Origin of the sequence: Arenibacter antarcticus (assembly GCF_041320605.1) — a bacterium.
Lineage (GTDB): Bacteria > Bacteroidota > Bacteroidia > Flavobacteriales > Flavobacteriaceae > Arenibacter > Arenibacter antarcticus.
On record NZ_CP166679.1, the window covers coordinates 1,643,984 to 1,661,376 of the forward strand.

At 39.8% G+C, this 17,393-nt stretch carries 15 protein-coding genes and 1 pseudogene; 9 read left to right on the forward strand and 7 right to left on the reverse strand.

What is annotated here, in order from left to right:
* Positions 1-26: 26 nt before the first annotated feature.
* The 5 genes from KCTC52924_RS06745 (at position 27) to KCTC52924_RS06765 (ending at position 4,030) form a co-directional block, all read left to right on the forward strand.
* On the forward strand, positions 27-1,616 hold the full coding sequence (locus KCTC52924_RS06745; RefSeq protein WP_251807338.1) for a hypothetical protein: 1,590 nt from the start codon (positions 27-29) through the stop codon (positions 1,614-1,616).
* 165 nt (positions 1,617-1,781) lie between these two features.
* Entirely contained in the window at positions 1,782-2,135 is a 354-nt protein-coding gene (locus KCTC52924_RS06750) for a cytochrome c (RefSeq protein WP_251807336.1), read from the forward strand.
* A 12-nt stretch (positions 2,136-2,147) separates the two neighbouring features.
* Positions 2,148-2,570 carry an OB-fold putative lipoprotein gene (locus KCTC52924_RS06755; protein ID WP_251807334.1) on the forward strand — a complete coding sequence of 141 codons (423 nt, stop codon included), beginning with the start codon at positions 2,148-2,150 and terminating at the stop codon, positions 2,568-2,570.
* A 4-nt stretch (positions 2,571-2,574) separates the two neighbouring features.
* Positions 2,575-3,117, forward strand: a complete 543-nt coding sequence (locus KCTC52924_RS06760; protein WP_251807333.1) for a YceI family protein — start codon at positions 2,575-2,577, stop codon at positions 3,115-3,117.
* Positions 3,118-3,121: 4 nt separating this feature from the next.
* Positions 3,122-4,030, forward strand: a complete 909-nt coding sequence (locus KCTC52924_RS06765; RefSeq protein WP_251807331.1) for a DUF5777 family beta-barrel protein — start codon at positions 3,122-3,124, stop codon at positions 4,028-4,030.
* A gap of 234 nt (positions 4,031-4,264) precedes the next feature.
* Here the strand turns inward: KCTC52924_RS06765 and KCTC52924_RS06770 are convergent, their stop codons facing one another.
* Positions 4,265-4,642 carry a hypothetical protein gene (locus KCTC52924_RS06770; RefSeq protein WP_251807329.1) on the reverse strand — a complete coding sequence of 126 codons (378 nt, stop codon included), beginning with the start codon at positions 4,640-4,642 and terminating at the stop codon, positions 4,265-4,267.
* A 525-nt stretch (positions 4,643-5,167) separates the two neighbouring features.
* Positions 5,168-5,281: pseudogene (locus tag KCTC52924_RS06775) on the reverse strand (DDE transposase); the annotation flags it as partial.
* Between the two features lie 833 nt (positions 5,282-6,114).
* Here KCTC52924_RS06775 and KCTC52924_RS06780 point away from each other — a divergent pair.
* Genes KCTC52924_RS06780 through KCTC52924_RS06795 form a run of 4 tightly spaced genes read left to right on the forward strand, consistent with a single transcriptional unit; the run spans position 6,115 to position 12,678 of the window.
* Positions 6,115-8,853, forward strand: a complete 2,739-nt coding sequence (locus KCTC52924_RS06780; RefSeq protein WP_251807326.1) for a PSD1 and planctomycete cytochrome C domain-containing protein — start codon at positions 6,115-6,117, stop codon at positions 8,851-8,853.
* Between the two features lie 2 nt (positions 8,854-8,855).
* Positions 8,856-10,364, forward strand: coding sequence for a DUF1501 domain-containing protein (locus tag KCTC52924_RS06785; protein ID WP_251807324.1), 1,509 nt, complete (start codon positions 8,856-8,858; stop codon positions 10,362-10,364).
* 31 nt (positions 10,365-10,395) lie between these two features.
* Positions 10,396-11,277 (forward strand): sugar phosphate isomerase/epimerase, encoded by an 882-nt coding sequence (locus KCTC52924_RS06790; protein ID WP_251807322.1) that lies wholly within the window; start codon positions 10,396-10,398, stop codon positions 11,275-11,277.
* 3 nt (positions 11,278-11,280) lie between these two features.
* The gene (locus KCTC52924_RS06795; RefSeq protein WP_251807319.1) at positions 11,281-12,678 is read left to right on the forward strand and encodes a c-type cytochrome domain-containing protein; all 1,398 of its coding nucleotides are present in this window, start codon (positions 11,281-11,283) and stop codon (positions 12,676-12,678) included.
* 367 nt (positions 12,679-13,045) lie between these two features.
* On the opposite strand, the gene KCTC52924_RS06800 is transcribed toward KCTC52924_RS06795, so the two are convergent.
* From KCTC52924_RS06800 to KCTC52924_RS06820, 5 genes are all read right to left on the reverse strand, one after another.
* The gene (locus tag KCTC52924_RS06800) at positions 13,046-14,974 is read right to left on the reverse strand and encodes a cation-translocating P-type ATPase (protein WP_251807317.1); all 1,929 of its coding nucleotides are present in this window, start codon (positions 14,972-14,974) and stop codon (positions 13,046-13,048) included.
* A gap of 20 nt (positions 14,975-14,994) precedes the next feature.
* Positions 14,995-15,225 carry a heavy-metal-associated domain-containing protein gene (locus KCTC52924_RS06805; protein ID WP_251807315.1) on the reverse strand — a complete coding sequence of 77 codons (231 nt, stop codon included), beginning with the start codon at positions 15,223-15,225 and terminating at the stop codon, positions 14,995-14,997.
* 72 nt (positions 15,226-15,297) lie between these two features.
* Complete coding sequence (locus tag KCTC52924_RS06810) at positions 15,298-15,924, reverse strand: DUF6448 family protein (RefSeq protein WP_251807314.1); 627 nt, start codon at positions 15,922-15,924, stop codon at positions 15,298-15,300.
* Between the two features lie 157 nt (positions 15,925-16,081).
* Positions 16,082-16,531 (reverse strand): helix-turn-helix domain-containing protein, encoded by a 450-nt coding sequence (locus KCTC52924_RS06815; protein ID WP_370671521.1) that lies wholly within the window; start codon positions 16,529-16,531, stop codon positions 16,082-16,084.
* Complete coding sequence (locus KCTC52924_RS06820) at positions 16,506-17,216, reverse strand: hypothetical protein (RefSeq protein WP_370671522.1); 711 nt, start codon at positions 17,214-17,216, stop codon at positions 16,506-16,508. The genes KCTC52924_RS06815 and KCTC52924_RS06820 overlap by 26 nt, the downstream gene beginning before the upstream one ends.
* Positions 17,217-17,393 lie beyond the last annotated feature (177 nt).

Consider the following 17,393-nt stretch of genomic DNA (forward strand, 5'->3'; position numbering starts at 1 on the left):
AAATAAACTGAAACACACGACAAATTATGAAAAATCTATTTCTCTATTTTATTATAGCCAGCTTTTTTTGTGTTAGTTGCAGCAATAACAACGACGCAGACCCAATACCAATAGAACCAAATCCTCAGGTAAATAGTGTAAAATTGGCCACTAATGGAACCTTCGGGAGTATTTTGACCGATTCTAAAGGTGTTTCCCTTTATTTCTTTTCACTGGACACCAAGGACAACTCCCAATGTTTAGATGGATGTTTAAATGTGTGGCCTGTATTCTATTCGGAAAAAATAACGGTCGATGCCGGTCTGGAACTGACAGATTTTAAGACCATAGACAGAACAGATGGCTCAAAACAGACTACATATAAAGGCTGGCCCCTATACTATTATTCCGGTGATAATGCCGCAGGGAATACCAATGGAGATGCTTTTAATAATGTTTGGTATATTGCAAAACCAGATTATTCTTTAATGTATGTCCAGTCGCAATTGCTTGGTCACGATGGTAAAAATTATTTGGACGATTATACGGAGGGAGATGGGAATTCATTTTATATTACGGATATTTCCGGCAGAACCCTTTATACTTTTATTAACGACACCAAGGATACCAATAATTTTACAAATCCTGATTTTTCCAATGATGCGGTTTGGCCGGTAGCCGAAATAGACTTGGATAATCTGCCCAGTGTTTTAGAGGCCTCGGACTTTGGATCGATCGATGTGTTTGGAAAAACCCAAATAACTTATAGAGGTTGGCCGCTTTATTATTTTGGTCAAGATAGCAAACGTGGGGATAATAAAGGAATTAGCTTTCCAGCTCCAGGTATTTGGCCCATAGCTAATGTGGATACTCCGATGGCCCCAGAGGCACAATCCGTAGAAAGCAATATTAAAGTTGCCAATAATACCACCTTTGGAAATATTTTAACCGATTCTGACGGTAATTCCCTTTACTTCTTTTCCTTGGATACCAAAGGGACTTCGGAATGCACTGGAGGATGTCTAAATGTGTGGCCGGTATTTTATATAGAGGATGTAATGTTGAATGATGGATTGGATGCGGCCGACTTTACTACTATTGACCGATCGGATGGCTCCAAACAAACGGCATATAAAGGCTGGCCTTTATATTATTACGCAAATGATACTGCTTCCGGGGATACCAATGGGGATGCCTTTAATAATGTATGGTATATAGCAAAACCTGATTATTCCCTAATGTATGGACGGTCACAATTGGTTGGCCATGACGGAAAAAATTATCTTGGGGATTACACGGAAGGTGATGGTGCCACCTCTTATATTACCGATAGTGCAGGAAATACCCTGTACATATTTATTAATGACACCAAGGATACCAATAGCTACACAAATCCTGACTTTTCCAATGATGGGGTGTGGCCTATAGCACAAATTAACATGGAATTGATACCGAGTATTTTGGCTGCTGAGGATTTTGGATCCATAGATGTATTTGGGAAAACCCAAATTACTTATAAAGGTTGGCCACTTTACTATTTTGGTCAAGATAGTGCACGTGGTGACAATAAAGGGGTGAGTTTTCCTGCGCCAGGAGTTTGGCCTATTGCCAACGTGGATACACCGGTAGCTCAATAGGGTTAATATTACTGCCTAATAATACTATTTATTAACGTGGTTTAGTAGCGGTATTCCTTTGAAATGAGCCATAACAATAAGTTGGTGCCGACCGATATGATTATTGGTGAACCTGACTGCCGTCAGACAAGTATACATCTGACAACTAAAAAAACAAAATAACAGATGAAACATGTAACTTTAATAGGCGTTATTATAATGGCTATGTCCGTTTTGGGTTCTTGTGAATACAATTATGAAGAAGAAACATTGGAAATGGGAAACACTGAATGTGAGTTAGCAGTTTCATATGCAAGTACTATAAGGCCCTTGATCGATAATAACTGTATGCCCTGTCACAACGGGGACGGTAAGGAACCCTTTGCGCCAGATTTAAGAACCTATAATTCGGTTATGGGTATTGCGGGATTGATCAAGGAAGTTACCCAAAGCAGACGGATGCCAAAAGAGGGGAGCCTTTCCAATGAGGAGATTAACGCCATTAAATGTTGGGTAGATCAAGGCGCTTTAAACAATTAAAATTTGGAATAAATGCTGGGTAGAAAAGTGTATTTAATTTTGAGTTTTATATTTATTGGCATTATAGCTATTGCTCTTTCGTTCTATCTCTATAATAAACCCCATGTCAACATTCAGAAAACGGATGCGGATTACCATTTAAGCGCCCAACAGCTTATTAGGGATTATGAGGATTTTGAAATAGAGTCCAACAAAAAATACTCGGAACGCTTAATTGAAGTTGAAGGGCAAATACATGAGGTGTCTACTTTAAGGGGAAATATGGTTATTGCCTTAAAACCTGCCAATTCTCCATCTAGTGTTATATGTCATATGTTGCCGGAAGAAAGTGAAAAAGTATTAATGCTAAAAAAGGGACAAATAATAAAAATAAAAGGAAAGTGTACCGGATATTTATTAGATGTTATAATGGTAAGATGTATTTTAGTTCAATAACAATATGAAAGGATTTTATTTTATAATTATTAATTTATTGTTGCTAAATTGTCTCACAGCACAAGGCAAATATCTTACGAAGGAAGGCTACGTATCGTTTTTTTCCCATTCCATTGTGGAGGATATAAAAGCGGATAACAATCAGGTGTTAAGTATAGTGGATACCGATACCGGTGAAATCGCGATTCAGCTCCTCATGCGTTCCTTTATGTTTAAAAAGGCACTGATGCAGGAACATTTTAATGAAAATTATGTAGAATCCTACAAATATCCTAAGGCCACATTCTCAGGTAAAATTAATAATATAGCCGATGTGAACGACCTAAATATGGAAGCCGAAATAGTTGGTAAGCTCAGTTTGCACGGGAGGGATAAGGAAATTAGCACTAAGGTAAATATTCGAATGGTTAAGGATGAACTTATATTGAGTGGGGAATTCACCGTGGAGGTGGCCGATTTTGATATTAAAATTCCAGCAATTGTAGAGAATAACATCGCTAAAACTATCAAGGTAAGTTTTGAACTGCATCATAAACCATATAAGTAAAATTATGAAAAACATTTTATTTTACATCTTTATTTTTATTGCCACGTGTAACGTCTTTTCCCAGGACCTGAAGGATATTTTGGAGCAGGAATCGGCCGATACCACCTTTCTTGTGGCGAGTACGTTTAACGGTACCCGATTGCTCAATGGTCATTCTGTGGAGACCAGAAAAGAAGGAGTATTGGAGTTTTTAATCTCCCATCGTTTTGGTAGGGTGAATTCAGGTTTTGATCAACTTTTTGGGTTGGACGATTCCAATATCCGGTTTGGATTGGAGTATGCCCTCAATGACCGTCTTACCTTGGCAATAGGAAGAAGTTCTTTTGAAAAAACTTATGATGCCTATGCAAAGTATAGATTATTACAACAAAAAACGGGGGAAAACCCTTTCCCTTTTAGTCTTACCGTTCTTGGTAGTGCAACGGAGAAAACGATCAAGGATTATGAACCTGATGAAAAGCCATCGTTTAGTGACCGATTAACCTATACAGGTCAGCTGTTGATCGCCCGAAAATTTAATCCGAACCTCTCCGTGCAATTTGCACCTACCATTGTGCATTTTAATACAGTTCCAGAATCTATAGACCCCAATGATATTGTTTCTCTTGGCTTTGGTGCCAGGGTTAAAATAAGCAAGCGGGTATCTGTGAATGGGGAATATTATTATAATATAAATCCATTTAAATCACAGGACGTAAAAAATTCTATAGCTTTTGGGGTAGATATTGAAACAGGAGGGCATATTTTTCAATTGATATTGACCAATTCCGTTTCCATGATCGAAAAGGGGTTTCTTGCAGAAACTTCTGGTGATTTTTTTAATGGGGATATTCATTTTGGATTTAATATCTCCAGAGCCTTCCAAATAAAAAAGGCTAAAAACAGTAATGGTTTAAAATACAATGATGATTAATTGTTGATACGCCCATCTCCAGGGCAAAGGGAGAAATAATGTTATGAAATGAGCATGGCCGAAATCTGATCGCAAATACGAATGAAGATATGCGAACCTGACTGCCGTCAGGCAAGTTCGCATACCCGTGCTGAGCGCAGCCGAAGTATGACCGTTAAAAATCAATAAGCATCTACATATGAAAGATAAAAGGACTTCCAATAAAAATAGAAGGCCTTTTTAATGGTTTTGGTACTAGGCACATGAAACTGATACAGTATGCGTGTGCCCGTCTCCCGCCGTTGAGGTTACTGATATTCCACTATTGCTTTTTAAAGCGGTAAAGTTAGCTGCGGTCAATGTTACCACGTGATCATGGCCCGAACTCCCCATAATGGAATACACTTTTTGGACACCAGCATTAATATCTGCTGTGGATACCGTTAAAGTATGCCCATGATTAGTTCCAATTGCAGTTTTAGTCCCATTGGCCAAGCAATCCCCCTTTGGGTCTGGATCAGGGTCTGGGTTGTCAGTTCCATTATCCGAACTGGAACATCCGAGTAGCGAATAGGCAGGTATCGTAATTAATACTGCACCCGCTGTCTTTTGAATAAATGTTTTTCTGTCCATTTCCGTAATTTTTACATACAAGATACTGAAAAATAGCGATTTTTCTATGTTTAAACGATTGCTAATTATGGAAAAATAAAGATAAATATAGCATTGTAGGACAATAGCCCAAAGTGGTTTGTATTCCTAAATTATTAGAATACAGGGCTCTTTATTACTTCATTTTTCGCATCAATCCTTTCTGGGCTACCGAGGCGATTAGCGGTCCCTGTCCATTTTCCTTATGTCTTGTAGGTGTGAATCTTATAAGTGTCGGGTATTTACTTTTTTCCGCAAAAAATATCACTGGTTGATTATCATATAAAATATACTTAGGTTGCTTTTTTTTCAAAGCCCAAAAAATTAAAATAAGAAAGTAGTTCTGCTGGTAATAAGTTTAATAACTATAAAACGGTTCCCTTATCCCTAGCGTAGTTTTTGAAATCAAAGTAAAAAGTTGTTGCGTATAGTCCAACATTTGTTATTAATCCTTTTTTTTCTCCCTGTCCGTAGGGGATCAAGTCAAAAAGTTGTGGGATTATAGATTTAGACAAATATAGTTGAGAGTCTAAATAGGAAGCATTCTCTATTCCTGACCTCTCTGAACTGCGCCCTGAACGCTTTTATTTTTGCGTTAAAAGATTCTGCTGAAGCGTTTGTACGGATCATAACCCATTGTTGTGTTTCTGCGAAAGTTATTGTTAACCTTTAAAGAAGCCTTAGTTTTCAACGAACCACACTAGCTGGTAGAAAAACAAAAAATAGCAAGCCATAGCTTGTTTTGGTTTCCATTCTTATACAGGATTGCATTTTCCAGTGTAGGAAGTGAATCCGGCACTAAGTCGGGAGACTTAGCACAGCGAGTTAATATAAAAATTTAGCGATATACTTTTTTCAGGGAGCAGCATGTTCCAGTATTAAAAACCAAGCTTATTTAGACTGTTGTCGCTAATGGTTGGATGATCGTAAAGCCTGCTACATTAAATTTTTTGTTGCGCGAACTATGCGGTAAAATTATTGATAATAAATATTCCTTAAATTGTAATTCAATTAAACACCTAGATAGTAATTGATTCGAGCTAATTTCAGCTAAATAGGTTGAAACTTTATGATGCAATCGGTTGCGTAAAGTGGCGCGATTATTTAGATTTGTCCAAAGGTAGCTAGGCTTGTGTTTTCTTGTGACGACCAAAATTCTATAATCAATTCATATCAAGGGTTGAAAAACCTAAGTAAACAAGTCTGATTTGTGGATAAAAACGACTCGAACTTGATTGTGTGACCTTAATCATCAGCTAAGTATGAATGCCAACTAACATTATATTTTTGATAATTAGTTTAAACGCTTAATAAGAGTCAGGGAAATACAACCAAAACATGAGTTTAAAATATTATTTTTAACTACATCTCATTTGGTTACAATTATTTCAAAAATCAATCATTGTGCCAAAAGTGAGTAAAGCTAATAACCCTAACCAATAAAAATTAACATAGTGAAAAAAGCCATCTTAACAGTACTATCCTTTGCCGTATTGTTGGTGATTGTAGGGGTATTATGGAGTAATCTAAAACCGGAATCGACAGTAGACTATAGTGCAAATATAAAACCTATCCTTAACAAGCATTGCATTGTTTGTCATGGTGGGGTGAAAAAAAGCGGAGGCTTTAGCCTATTGTTTGAAAACGAAGCTTTTGCGGACACCAAAGCAGGACATCCAGCCATTATTCCCGGCAATGCCTCCAAAAGCCCGTTCATCCAGCTTTTAAAGGAGGATGACCCAGAATTGCGAATGCCCTATCAAAAACCACGGTTAACGGATGAGGAAATAGAACTATTGACCAAATGGGTGGATCAAGGTGCTAAATGGGGCAAACATTGGGCCTATAGTCTTCCTGGTGAAGTAGAGGTGCCAGAGTCAACACAGACTGCAGGCATTTCTTCCATGGGCTCCGAAGGGTTTATACAAAACGATATTGACCATTTTATCTTAAGGACACTTGAAAATAATGATTTGGAACACAGTCCATCCGCAGAGCCTCATGTACTTGCAAGAAGGCTCTCCTTGGATATAACCGGGCTACCTGCTGACCATGAATTATTCGATGATTTTAAATCTGAAAAAATATCCTATGAAAATATGGTGGACCAATTGTTGTCCAGGAATTCATATGGAGAAAAATGGGCCAGTTGGTGGTTAGACCAGGCCCGTTATGCCGATACCAAGGGATATGAGAAAGATATGGGGAGATCGATGTGGGAATACAGGGATTGGGTAATAAAGGCGTTCAATACCGATATGCCTTATGACCAGTTTACCATTGAGCAACTTGCGGGGGACCTTTTGCCGGATCCTTCCGTGGATCAACTCATCGCGACGGCCTTCCATAGGCAGACCATGAACAATGACGAAGGAGGGACCGACGACGAAGAATTTAGAGTGGCAGCTATTATAGATAGGGTAAATACCACTTTTGAAGTATGGCAGAGCACTACCATCGGTTGCGTACAATGCCATAGCCACACTTACGATCCCTTTAAAAATGAGGAATATTACAATTTGATGGCCTTCTTTAATAATACCAGGGATGAAGATACTACGGAGGATGAACCCAACCTAAAATTTTACAACAAAGACCAGAAGGCCACAGTGGCCAATATCAACCAATGGATTTTAAAAAATGAAAACAAGGAGGTTGCCGTAGCGTACAGTAATTTTCTAAAATATTCCGAACCTGTTTACCATGCCCATTTAGCCGAAAATTATACCAACGGAAATTTGGCCGATACCAAATGGCTCGCCCTGCGCGACAAGGGATCTTGTTATATCAATGATGTATATACCCAAGGCGCCAATTTTATGTACCTAAAATATGCCTCTGGAATAGACGCCACCAAAATAACTATTAGAAGGGATAATTCGGAAGGGGAAATACTGGCGCAGTTCAATACCAATAAGACGAATGGAAGGGTCATCCAAAAATTCCCCTTCAAGAAAACTAAGGAAAAGATAAACTTGTACATTGAGGCAGAGAATGATAAGGTTTCCCCAAAATCGCCCACGAGTTATATTTCATGGTTTGCTTTTCTCCCTGAACTCCAAGGAGTGGCATCTGAGGGATATTCAGAGATCGATCAAAGGTTCATGGAATTGTTGAACACCTCTACCCCCACCTTGCCCATCATGGTCGAGAATCAAGATTTTCAAAAAAGGACTACGCAATTCTTTGAAAGGGGAAGCTGGCTGATGCAGACTGATACCGTACTACCAGCCACCCCACATGTACTGAACGATTGGAAGGCCGAATGGCCAAAAAACAGGTTAGGGTTTTCCCGATGGTTGGTCAGCAAGGAAAATCCGCTTACTGCTCGAACCCTGGTCAATAGGGTGTGGCATCAGCTCTTTGGGCAGGGCATTGTGGCTTCCTTGGAAGATATGGGATCGCAGTCCGATGCACCTTCCCACCCGGAACTACTGGATTGGCTTGCCCTAAGGTTTATGAACGAGCACCAATGGAGTATAAAAGCTTTGGTCAAGGAAATTGTAATGTCCGGAACCTACAGGCAAAGCTCCGTGAACAATGCAAAACTCTATAACGTGGATCCAGAAAATAAATTATACGCCAGAGGACCAAGGATACGGCTTACCGCAGAACAAATAAGGGACCAAGCCTTGTCCGTTTCAGGACTGTTAAGTACAAAGATGTACGGCCCAAGTGTTATGCCGCCCCAACCAGAGGGTATTTGGCAAACCGTTTATAATGGGGGGCAATGGACAGAAAGCAAGGGAGATGACAAATACCGAAGGGCCGTATATACCTACTTAAAGCGCACCAGCCCTTACCCTTCCTTGGTTACATTTGATGCCAGCAGTCGCGAGGTCTCCACGGTTCGAAGAACAGTGACCAACACTCCTTTGCAGGCCCTAGTCACTCTCAACGACCCCGTTTACTTGGAAACCGCATTTTATTTGGCAAAATATATGGCCAAGGCCGATGGTATCGAAAAGAGCATTGCCACAGGTTATTATAGGGCATTGTCGGGCGATATTGGGGAAGAAAAGTTAAGCGCCCTAAAAGCACTTTACCAAAGCACCTATAAGGAATTTGAACAACGCCCGGAAACAATAAGGGAGTTCATCCCTTTCGATCCAGATGCCGATCCCAATCTAGCGGCGCTGACCGTAGTGGCCAATGCCATAATGAACCTAGATGAATTTTTAACAAAATCGTAGCCATGAACAGTTTAGACAGACTTATAAAAGAGAAGATAGAAAGGGAGTTACAGGCCAATACCAGAAGGCATTTTATAAAAAATTGCGTCACAGGAATGGGCGGATTGGCGTTGGGGTCTTTTTTTATGTCATGTAATTCTTTTGGCAGTAAAAAAGGAACTGGGAAGATTGCTCTTACCGAAAGGGATATTAATCCAATGGCTTCCTTGGCCCCACCATTTCCGGCTAAGGTAAAATCAGTAATCTACCTTCATATGGCCGGAGCACCATCCCAACTTGAGATGTTCGATTATAAGCCTGCCCTTCAAAAACTGGACGGGCAGCTTACCCCCCAATCAATCCTAGAGGGAAAAAAATTCGCTTTCATCAGGGGGACACCAAAATTATTGGGGCCACAGGCAGAATTTAAACAAGAAGGGGAATCCGGGAATTGGGTATCCAATTTTTTACCACATTTTTCAAAGGTGGTGGACGAGGTCGCTTTTTTAAAAGCGGTGAACACCGACCAATTTAACCATGGTCCCGCCCAGTTGTTTATGCAAACGGGGAGCCCAAGGCTGGGGAGACCGAGTATAGGTTCTTGGGTGACCTATGGCCTCGGTTCTGAAAATCAGAATTTACCCGGTTTTGTGGTATTGACCTCGGGAGGAAAAACTCCAGATGCCGGAAAAAGTATCTGGGGAAGCGGTTTCCTGCCCTCGGTATACCAAGGGGTGCAATGTCGTTCCAAGGGGGATCCGGTTTTATTTATTGAGGATCCTAAGGGAATTTCCCGGAACATCAAAAAAAGTACCATAGAGGCCATTAATAATATCAATAAGGAAGAATTTAATAAATACTCCGATCCCGAGATCTTGGCCAGGATCAATCAATATGAGATGGCCTATAGAATGCAGACCGCCGTTCCAGAAGTAATGAATATTAATGACGAACCGGAGCATATCAAAGAAATGTACGGGGTAAAACCTGGAAAGGAATCTTTTGCCAATAATTGTTTGTTGGCCAGAAAACTGGTAGAGGACGGGGTCCGTTTTGTACAATTGTATGATTGGGGCTGGGATAGCCATGGAACAGACCATGGAACTGCCGTAGACCTGGGCCTAAGAAATAAATGTACCGAAATTGACAGACCTATGTCTGCCCTGCTCTTAGACCTCAAACAAAGAGGGTTGTTGGACGAAACCCTTGTGGTATGGGGAGGGGAATTTGGCAGAACGCCCATGCAGGAAAACAGGGAGGGCCAGGAAATGGCCTTTAAGGGAAGGGATCACCACGGGGACGCCTTTACCATGTGGATGGCCGGGGGCGGTATCAAAAAAGGGGCCTGTTGGGGCCTGACCGATGAAATTGGTTATTCTGCCCTGGAAGGACAGGTGTCGGTACATGACGTTCATGCGACCATATTACATTTACTTGGCTTTAACCATGAGCAATTTACCTTCGATTTTCAAGGAAGACCTTTCCGCCTCACGGATGTAGAAGGCCATGTTATCAACGAAATTCTGGCTTAAAACACCAATCAAACTATAATAGACCTATTCAATGCGATTACTGACAACCATACTGATCTTTATATTCGGGGCAATCAATCTTACCCATGGCCAAGAAAAAGTACTATTTTTTCAAACTGACTGGGGCAACCAACTATCATTAGACCAATTTTGCGAACGCACCAAGGCATCCGGTTATGACGGGATTGAGACCTGGTTCCCATGGGACACCAAAAAACAGGAAGAATTAAAAGCTGCCCTAAAAAAACATGGGTTATTGGTAAATTTTCTTCACGGGACCAATAAGGGCCTGCCCTTTGAGGCGAGTTTGGAACAATTTAGAAAAGGGTTGGAAACCATTACGCAATGGAAACCCGTGTTGGTCAATTGCCATACCGGCAGCGATTTTTATACCGCATCACAGAACGCGGCATTTATTGAAGCGGCCAATGCCATTAGTGCCAAAAACGACGTACCCGTTTACCACGAAACTCATAGGGGGCGTTTTAGCTATAGCTTACCGGAAACAAAACAATATCTGAACACTATACCCGACCTAAAACTAACCTTGGATATCAGCCATTGGATGGTGGTCCACGAATCCTTGTTAGAGGGCCAGGATGAATTGCTCGATATCGTAAAAAATAGGTCCCATCATATCCATGCCCGTATCGGTCATGCCGAAGGTCCGCAGGTCAACGACCCCAAAGCCCCGGAATGGAATAGGGCATTGGAACGGCACTTGGGAATCTGGGAAGAAATAATCAGAAATGGCTGGAAAGAACATAAGGGTGTATTCACGGTTACCACGGAATTTGGCCCTGCAGATTATATGCCGACTCTTCCCTATACTAGAATTCCGCTATCGGACCAGTGGGAAGCCAATGTTTTTATGATGGAAGCTATTAAAGAACGTCTAAAATTGAATAACTGATCAATGGAAGTAATTCAGCAATTAATAGGGCGTTTACATCCCGTAGTGGTTCATTTGCCCATCGGCTTTATCATCACCGGGCTACTGCTCCAATGGTTTGACCGAAAAAAAAGGGAATGGTCTAGAATTATCGCCATGGTCTTTCTATGGGGATTTATTTCTGCAGCCGTAGCCTGCATCAGCGGATATCTGTTGTATGTGAGTGAAGGGTACTCCTTTGAAACGGTAAAATTCCATTTGTGGTTGGGAATTACAACGAGTATTTTCTCCTTACTCATGCACTTGCGTTTGGTGACGGTCCCAAAAGTTGCTTTTTTAAAACAACTGCCTGTGGTTCTCTTGTCATTCTCCTTACTTTTTCTGATTTCGTTTACCGGACATCTTGGAGGAAATATCACCCACGGGGCAGACTATCTATTGGAACCACTTCCGAACAATGTGAAAACCTTCTTGGGGATGGGGCAGAAAAGTTATGAAAACCCAACTCTTGATGAAGAAAATTGGGAGGAGGCGGTTCTATATACTGACCTAGTTCAACCCATACTCAACAGCAAATGTGTGAGCTGCCACAATGCAAAAAAGAATAAGGGAGAACTTCAGTTACAGGAAGGGCAAGGAATCCTTAAAGGAGGTGAGAACGGCGACGTTATAGAACCAAACGACCCAAGTAACAGTCCATTGTACGCTAGGCTCATCTTACCACTGGATCATGAGGATCATATGCCTCCAAAAGACAAGACCCAAATTACAAAAGATGAGATTGAAATAATAAAAACGTGGATCGCCAACGGCAACGATTTTGACAAAAAAATTGGGGAACTAGAGCTTAATAAGGAATTGTTCACTTCTTTCTTTCCTAAAACCAATGAGAGTCTGTATCCAAAAATAGAAGTGGCCGCAGCATCCATGGACAGCATTGCTGTCCTAAAGAAGAAGGGACTCCATATAGAACCTATCAGTGCTGACAATAATTTTCTTAAAGTATCTACTATTAATAAACCTATGTTTGGTAATAAGGACATGGAATCGCTTGCACCGATCTTAAATCAGACAGCATATTTAGATCTTGGTGGCACCAAGGTTACTGATGAAGTTTTTGACTCCTTATCCCTATTTCCAAACCTAACAGTTTTAAAATTGGACAATACGGAAATTACCGGGAAAAACATTAAGCAATTGGAACGATTGGAAAATTTAAAAAGCCTCAACCTTGTAAGGACAAATTTTGAAGAGGCTCATTTAGCAGCTATAAAAGAGTTTAAAAATTTACAAACAGTCTATTTATACCACACTAGGGTTGTAAAACCTGATACCCTTCAAAAGCGTAAAAACGGGGAGTTATTTCTTGACTATGGAGGTTATATATTGCCTAAAATTGAAACTGATACGATTGTTTACTAAGACGAAACAAATGAACGGATATTAATACCATTATATTCTGTCTAGGTTTGATGAAGAATTTAATATTTTCATCAAACCTAGACAGATATTCCCAAGAGATTTGTGGGCGTGGTTAAAGTAATAGTCCTCTCTCCATTTGTAAGGTTTTCTGTGGCGCTAATAGATGTCATTAGAATAATTAAGCATTTCATAGGTCTACTTTAAAAAAGCGGTTGAACCGTTCTATGTATCTGTTCTGTATTGGTTTTTCAGCTTATTTTAATTTAATCTGGGGAGGTAGTTGTCTATCGTATCGGCCCAGTGTTTTATCTTTGAATTAAATAGGCGGGGTTTAAACCCCGCCTATTTAATTCCTGTACATAAATCTCTAGATATTCTTAACATTCAAGGGCATATCTTTTTGGCATAAAACGTTTTCATCTTTTCGCGGCGCGGACGGCTTAAACCGATTGACAGGTTTAAAACGGATTAAACGTAGAGCGTTCAGAATTACCAAGAGTACGCTCAATTCGTGGATCAACATTCCAGAGGCTAAATTCACGTTTTTAGTCAGGACACCTGCCAATAATAGGACAACCGTTCCCACAGCAATAAACATGTTTTGCTTCATATTACGTACCGTAGCTTTGGAAAGTTGTAAAGCATGGATCAATTTATCGAGATTATCCGCCATCAAAACCACATCTGCCGTTTCCATGGCAACATCGGTGCCTGCAACTCCCATTGCAATTCCAACATCGGCAGTTGCAATTGCGGGGGCATCATTTACTCCATCCCCTAGCATCGCGAGTTTTATGCCTTTCCCCATACATTCTTTAACTTTTACCGCCTTATCTTCGGGAAGCAGTTCAGCATATATATCATCCATTCCCAATTGTTCACCAACTATTTTGGCAGTGTGTTTATTGTCGCCGGTAAGCATTACCAGATGTTCAATACCCTCCGATTTTAGATTGTCAATGGTATCTTTGGCCTTGTCCCTTATGGCATCAGCGATAGAAATAATCCCCATAATTTTTTTATCATCGGCGATAAAGACGGCTGTGTTTCCGGCTTTCTCTTGTTTCGTGGCATAGGATTCCATTTCAGTTTCTATAGGGATTTCATTCTGGAAAAGGCCTTTACGATTTCCGATATAGAGTGATTTTCCTCCTAAGTTTACTTCAATTCCGCGACCTTTAAGCACATTTACCTCTGTGGGTTTATTCAGAAGCTTTAATCCAGTTATTTCCGCTTCTTTAACAATGGCTCTGCCCAAATGATGCTCAGAGATCACCTCAGCTTCTGCCGCCATCAGCAGGACTTCTTTTTCGTCTATACCAAATCCTTTGATCGCGGTAACTCCTGGCTTGCCCTTTGTTAATGTTCCCGTTTTATCGAATACTATGGCATTAATTTTAGCCAGGTTCTCCATTACTTCTCCACCTTTGATCAAAATCCCATTTCGGGCACCATTTCCGATTCCCGCGACAATGGAGACAGGTGCAGAAATCACCAAAGCTCCAGGACAGGCGATAACCAAAAAGGTAAGCGCTAAGTGTACATCCCGCGTAACCACCCAAACGAGAACGGAAAGAATCATAATTCCTGGTGTATAAATAGCAGCAAACTTCTCTAAAAATCGTTGGGTCTTTGCTTTCCCTTCTTGGGCTTCTTCCACCAATTCAATGATTTTGGAAAAGGTGGTATCCTCTCCAACATTCTCTGCTATTACCTCCAGATATCCGCTGTCTAAAATACTTCCGCTGAATACTTGATCATCTATACCTTTGCTCGCAGGAACGGATTCGCCAGTAATCGCTGCTTCATTCACAGAGGCATTTCCTGAGATTACCCTACCATCAATTGGAATCTTTTCTCCCGTTTGAATGATGACCAAATCGTTTTCAACAACCTCCTCCGCCATAATTATAGCGCGTAGGCCATTTCTGACTACTGTTGCTTCCAACGGCGCCATTTCCATTAAGGATTTAAGAGCGGCGCGGGCTTTCTCCAAAGACCTTCCCTCCAAAAATGCCCCAAAAAGAAACAGGAAAGTTACCGCTGCGGATTCCACATATTCTCCTATAATCAATGCTCCAATAACAGCTATGGTCACCAAAAGTTCAATACTGAACATTTTTAATCGTGATGCTTTCCAAGCTTTTATAAAAGTTGGAACTCCCGCAACTATAGTGGCTATAATTAAAAGTGTATCCAATAACAGTCTACTCCAGTTGAACAAATAGGTTGCAAATGCAGCAAGAAGCAAAATTCCTGCTGCATACATTATCCTATTTACTTGTTTAGCGTTCATAATTTTATGAGATTTTTTTATTAAGAGGGTAAAATTGGGTAGCCTACTTTTTCTATCAATTCAGCCAATCGATTAGACGAAACCTTTTCCTCATCATATTCTACTTTTACCCTGCTGGAGTTAAAAAGCACCTTGGCCTTCTCTACCCCTGGTTCTTTGTTGAGAACACCTTCTATCCTCGTAATGCAACTTGGACAGGTAAGGGTTTCCAACTGATATCTTGTGGTTTTAATATTTTTTAAAGTCTTCATATTTATATGTTTTATACTATTTATTTTTTAAAGTGATGTGTATTTCAATACTATTTGATAATGATGACCTCCTTAGTGGGAAATATCGCCGTGCAATATGTGCTCTAAGGCTTCCAAAGTATGGGTGTATTGTACATAAGAATGTACATACTCACGTCCTTTCTCAACTGATTTATCTTTCGTTTTACTGAGTTCTGATACAGTAGCATATCGCTCCCTTAGTACTTGTTCCAAATGGTTGGATACGGTTTTAACTACATCCTCTACATCATTATTTGCAATTGAATTATCTGCCATCGTTACCAATGGAGTTGTTGATCCTGCTGGCTTTAAGCCTGTAAATGCTGCACCTTCGGTCTCTCGGTGTAATCTTACGAGCGTTTCCAAGAAATGCTTTTCAACAATAGCATATACTTGTTTGTCTTCGTTTTTTAAACGGTAGGTTTTATTGAACAAGGGGATGATATCCTTTTCTTGCTGTGGTTCTATCCACTTTAAAACCAGCTGAACATTATTTTGATCCAATGCTTTTAAGGCGTCTTTAATAACGGGACCATCATAGGAGTCGCAATGTGCGTATCCAGAAATACTGGCCAACACAAATGCGAATACCAAAAAGAGGGAACGCATGTTGGGTTTAAAGTTTTCTCCTATTTTCAAAGGATTCGTAACGGTTGCTTTACTTTCTTGAGTTTTCATAACACAGTCATTTTAAGTTAATAATCCATTTTTCTGTAAACAAAAGTATGGACCAACTCAGGACTGTGCGACCTTGTTTGTAAGGTGGCACCTGTTTGTAAAGCGTAACACGTCCCAGTTTATAAAATGGGACATAGGATGTAGAAAAAGTAACGTATTAGGAAGAGGGAAGGGAGTCTCGGAAGTTACTGGGAGTAGTGCCAGTTAAATTCTTGAACACCCTGTTAAAGGCCGATTTTGAATTGAATCCACTTTCATAGGCAATTCCGAGTAAAGAATAATTATGAAATTTTGGATCTTGAATTTTTCTTTTTACTTCGGCTACCCGGTACTTATTGATGAAATTGAAAAAGTTTTTTTCGTGTATTTCATTAATAACCTGCGAAAGATGGTGGGTAGATACATTTAAACCTTCTGCCAACTTGGGCAATGTAAGATCCGCATCTAAATACGGTTTATTAGATTTCATATATTGTCCCACTTTATTACAACATTTTTGTAATTCATCATCTTCCAGTTTTGAAGCAGCATATTTAATTTCTGTTTCACTAGTAATCGCTTTCTCAATTTCTATGGGATAACTAATAAATACTTGTTTTTGTCTCAATCCGAAATACCCAATTAAGATAATAAAGACCGAAAGAGACAGAAATAGTCCATTTGTACAAAAATCTATGGTAAATAGTTGAAAAACATGATGAATCACCGCTATAGCAATCAATACCGTCCAGACTACTCCAAAAATTGGGATTAGTTTTTTCCAACCACTCCATATTAACTTCCTTGGAAGAGAAATCTAAAGTAGATTCTTTGCTTTCTCGAAATCTTTTAAAGGCTAAAAGAAAGTATACAGGTCCCGATACTGCGGTGATCATGAGGAATAAGATAAATATTAGCGGGGGTTCGGCTATTTTCTCAGATACATGATCTACACTGATCCCCTCTGAATACCCAGGAAATTGAAACGCTATTAGTAAGTAAAACATAAAGGCTAAATAAGGCAAGAAATGCCATAAATCCTTAGACTTAAAATATTTCTTGTTTAAAGTGAGCGCGCCGACATATAGATATAAAAAAGGGCCATGCAATAAAAATGAAGCGATAATTCCTATTGATAAAAAAGGATCCACTGGAATAATATCTATCGTTAAGGAGTAAGCAGCAGTAGCAAACCCTAGATATAGGAGCCAAATAATCAAGATTCTATCGTGTAGTTGTTTTGGTCTTTTTTGTAGAAGCAATGCAATAAAGAATAATGCATTAAAAGAAGCAATAAAAAATAAATATGTCATCGTCTTATCGTTGCTGTTATTCCCGCTTTGAAGAATTATTTATCCCATTAAAAAATGGCAGTCATTTTATTCAAAGCTATATTAATTTCATTGAATAATGAGGTTCCTTCCCTGGCTTCTTTTTCCACTCAATACGAATTGTCCCATTTAAATTAAATAATGCAATGCTTTATCTGG

Coding starts and splice junctions, on each gene's coding strand:
- KCTC52924_RS06745 (WP_251807338.1), top strand. CDS start 27: ATGAAAAATCTATTTCTCTATTTTATTATAGCCAGCTTTTTTTGTGTT.
- KCTC52924_RS06750 (WP_251807336.1), top strand. CDS start 1,782: ATGAAACATGTAACTTTAATAGGCGTTATTATAATGGCTATGTCCGTT.
- KCTC52924_RS06755 (WP_251807334.1), top strand. CDS start 2,148: ATGCTGGGTAGAAAAGTGTATTTAATTTTGAGTTTTATATTTATTGGC.
- KCTC52924_RS06760 (WP_251807333.1), top strand. CDS start 2,575: ATGAAAGGATTTTATTTTATAATTATTAATTTATTGTTGCTAAATTGT.
- KCTC52924_RS06765 (WP_251807331.1), top strand. CDS start 3,122: ATGAAAAACATTTTATTTTACATCTTTATTTTTATTGCCACGTGTAAC.
- KCTC52924_RS06770 (WP_251807329.1), bottom strand. CDS start 4,642: ATGGACAGAAAAACATTTATTCAAAAGACAGCGGGTGCAGTATTAATT.
- KCTC52924_RS06785 (WP_251807324.1), top strand. CDS start 8,856: ATGAACAGTTTAGACAGACTTATAAAAGAGAAGATAGAAAGGGAGTTA.
- KCTC52924_RS06790 (WP_251807322.1), top strand. CDS start 10,396: ATGCGATTACTGACAACCATACTGATCTTTATATTCGGGGCAATCAAT.
- KCTC52924_RS06795 (WP_251807319.1), top strand. CDS start 11,281: ATGGAAGTAATTCAGCAATTAATAGGGCGTTTACATCCCGTAGTGGTT.
- KCTC52924_RS06800 (WP_251807317.1), bottom strand. CDS start 14,974: ATGAACGCTAAACAAGTAAATAGGATAATGTATGCAGCAGGAATTTTG.
- KCTC52924_RS06805 (WP_251807315.1), bottom strand. CDS start 15,225: ATGAAGACTTTAAAAAATATTAAAACCACAAGATATCAGTTGGAAACC.
- KCTC52924_RS06810 (WP_251807314.1), bottom strand. CDS start 15,924: ATGAAAACTCAAGAAAGTAAAGCAACCGTTACGAATCCTTTGAAAATA.
- KCTC52924_RS06820 (WP_370671522.1), bottom strand. CDS start 17,216: ATGACATATTTATTTTTTATTGCTTCTTTTAATGCATTATTCTTTATT.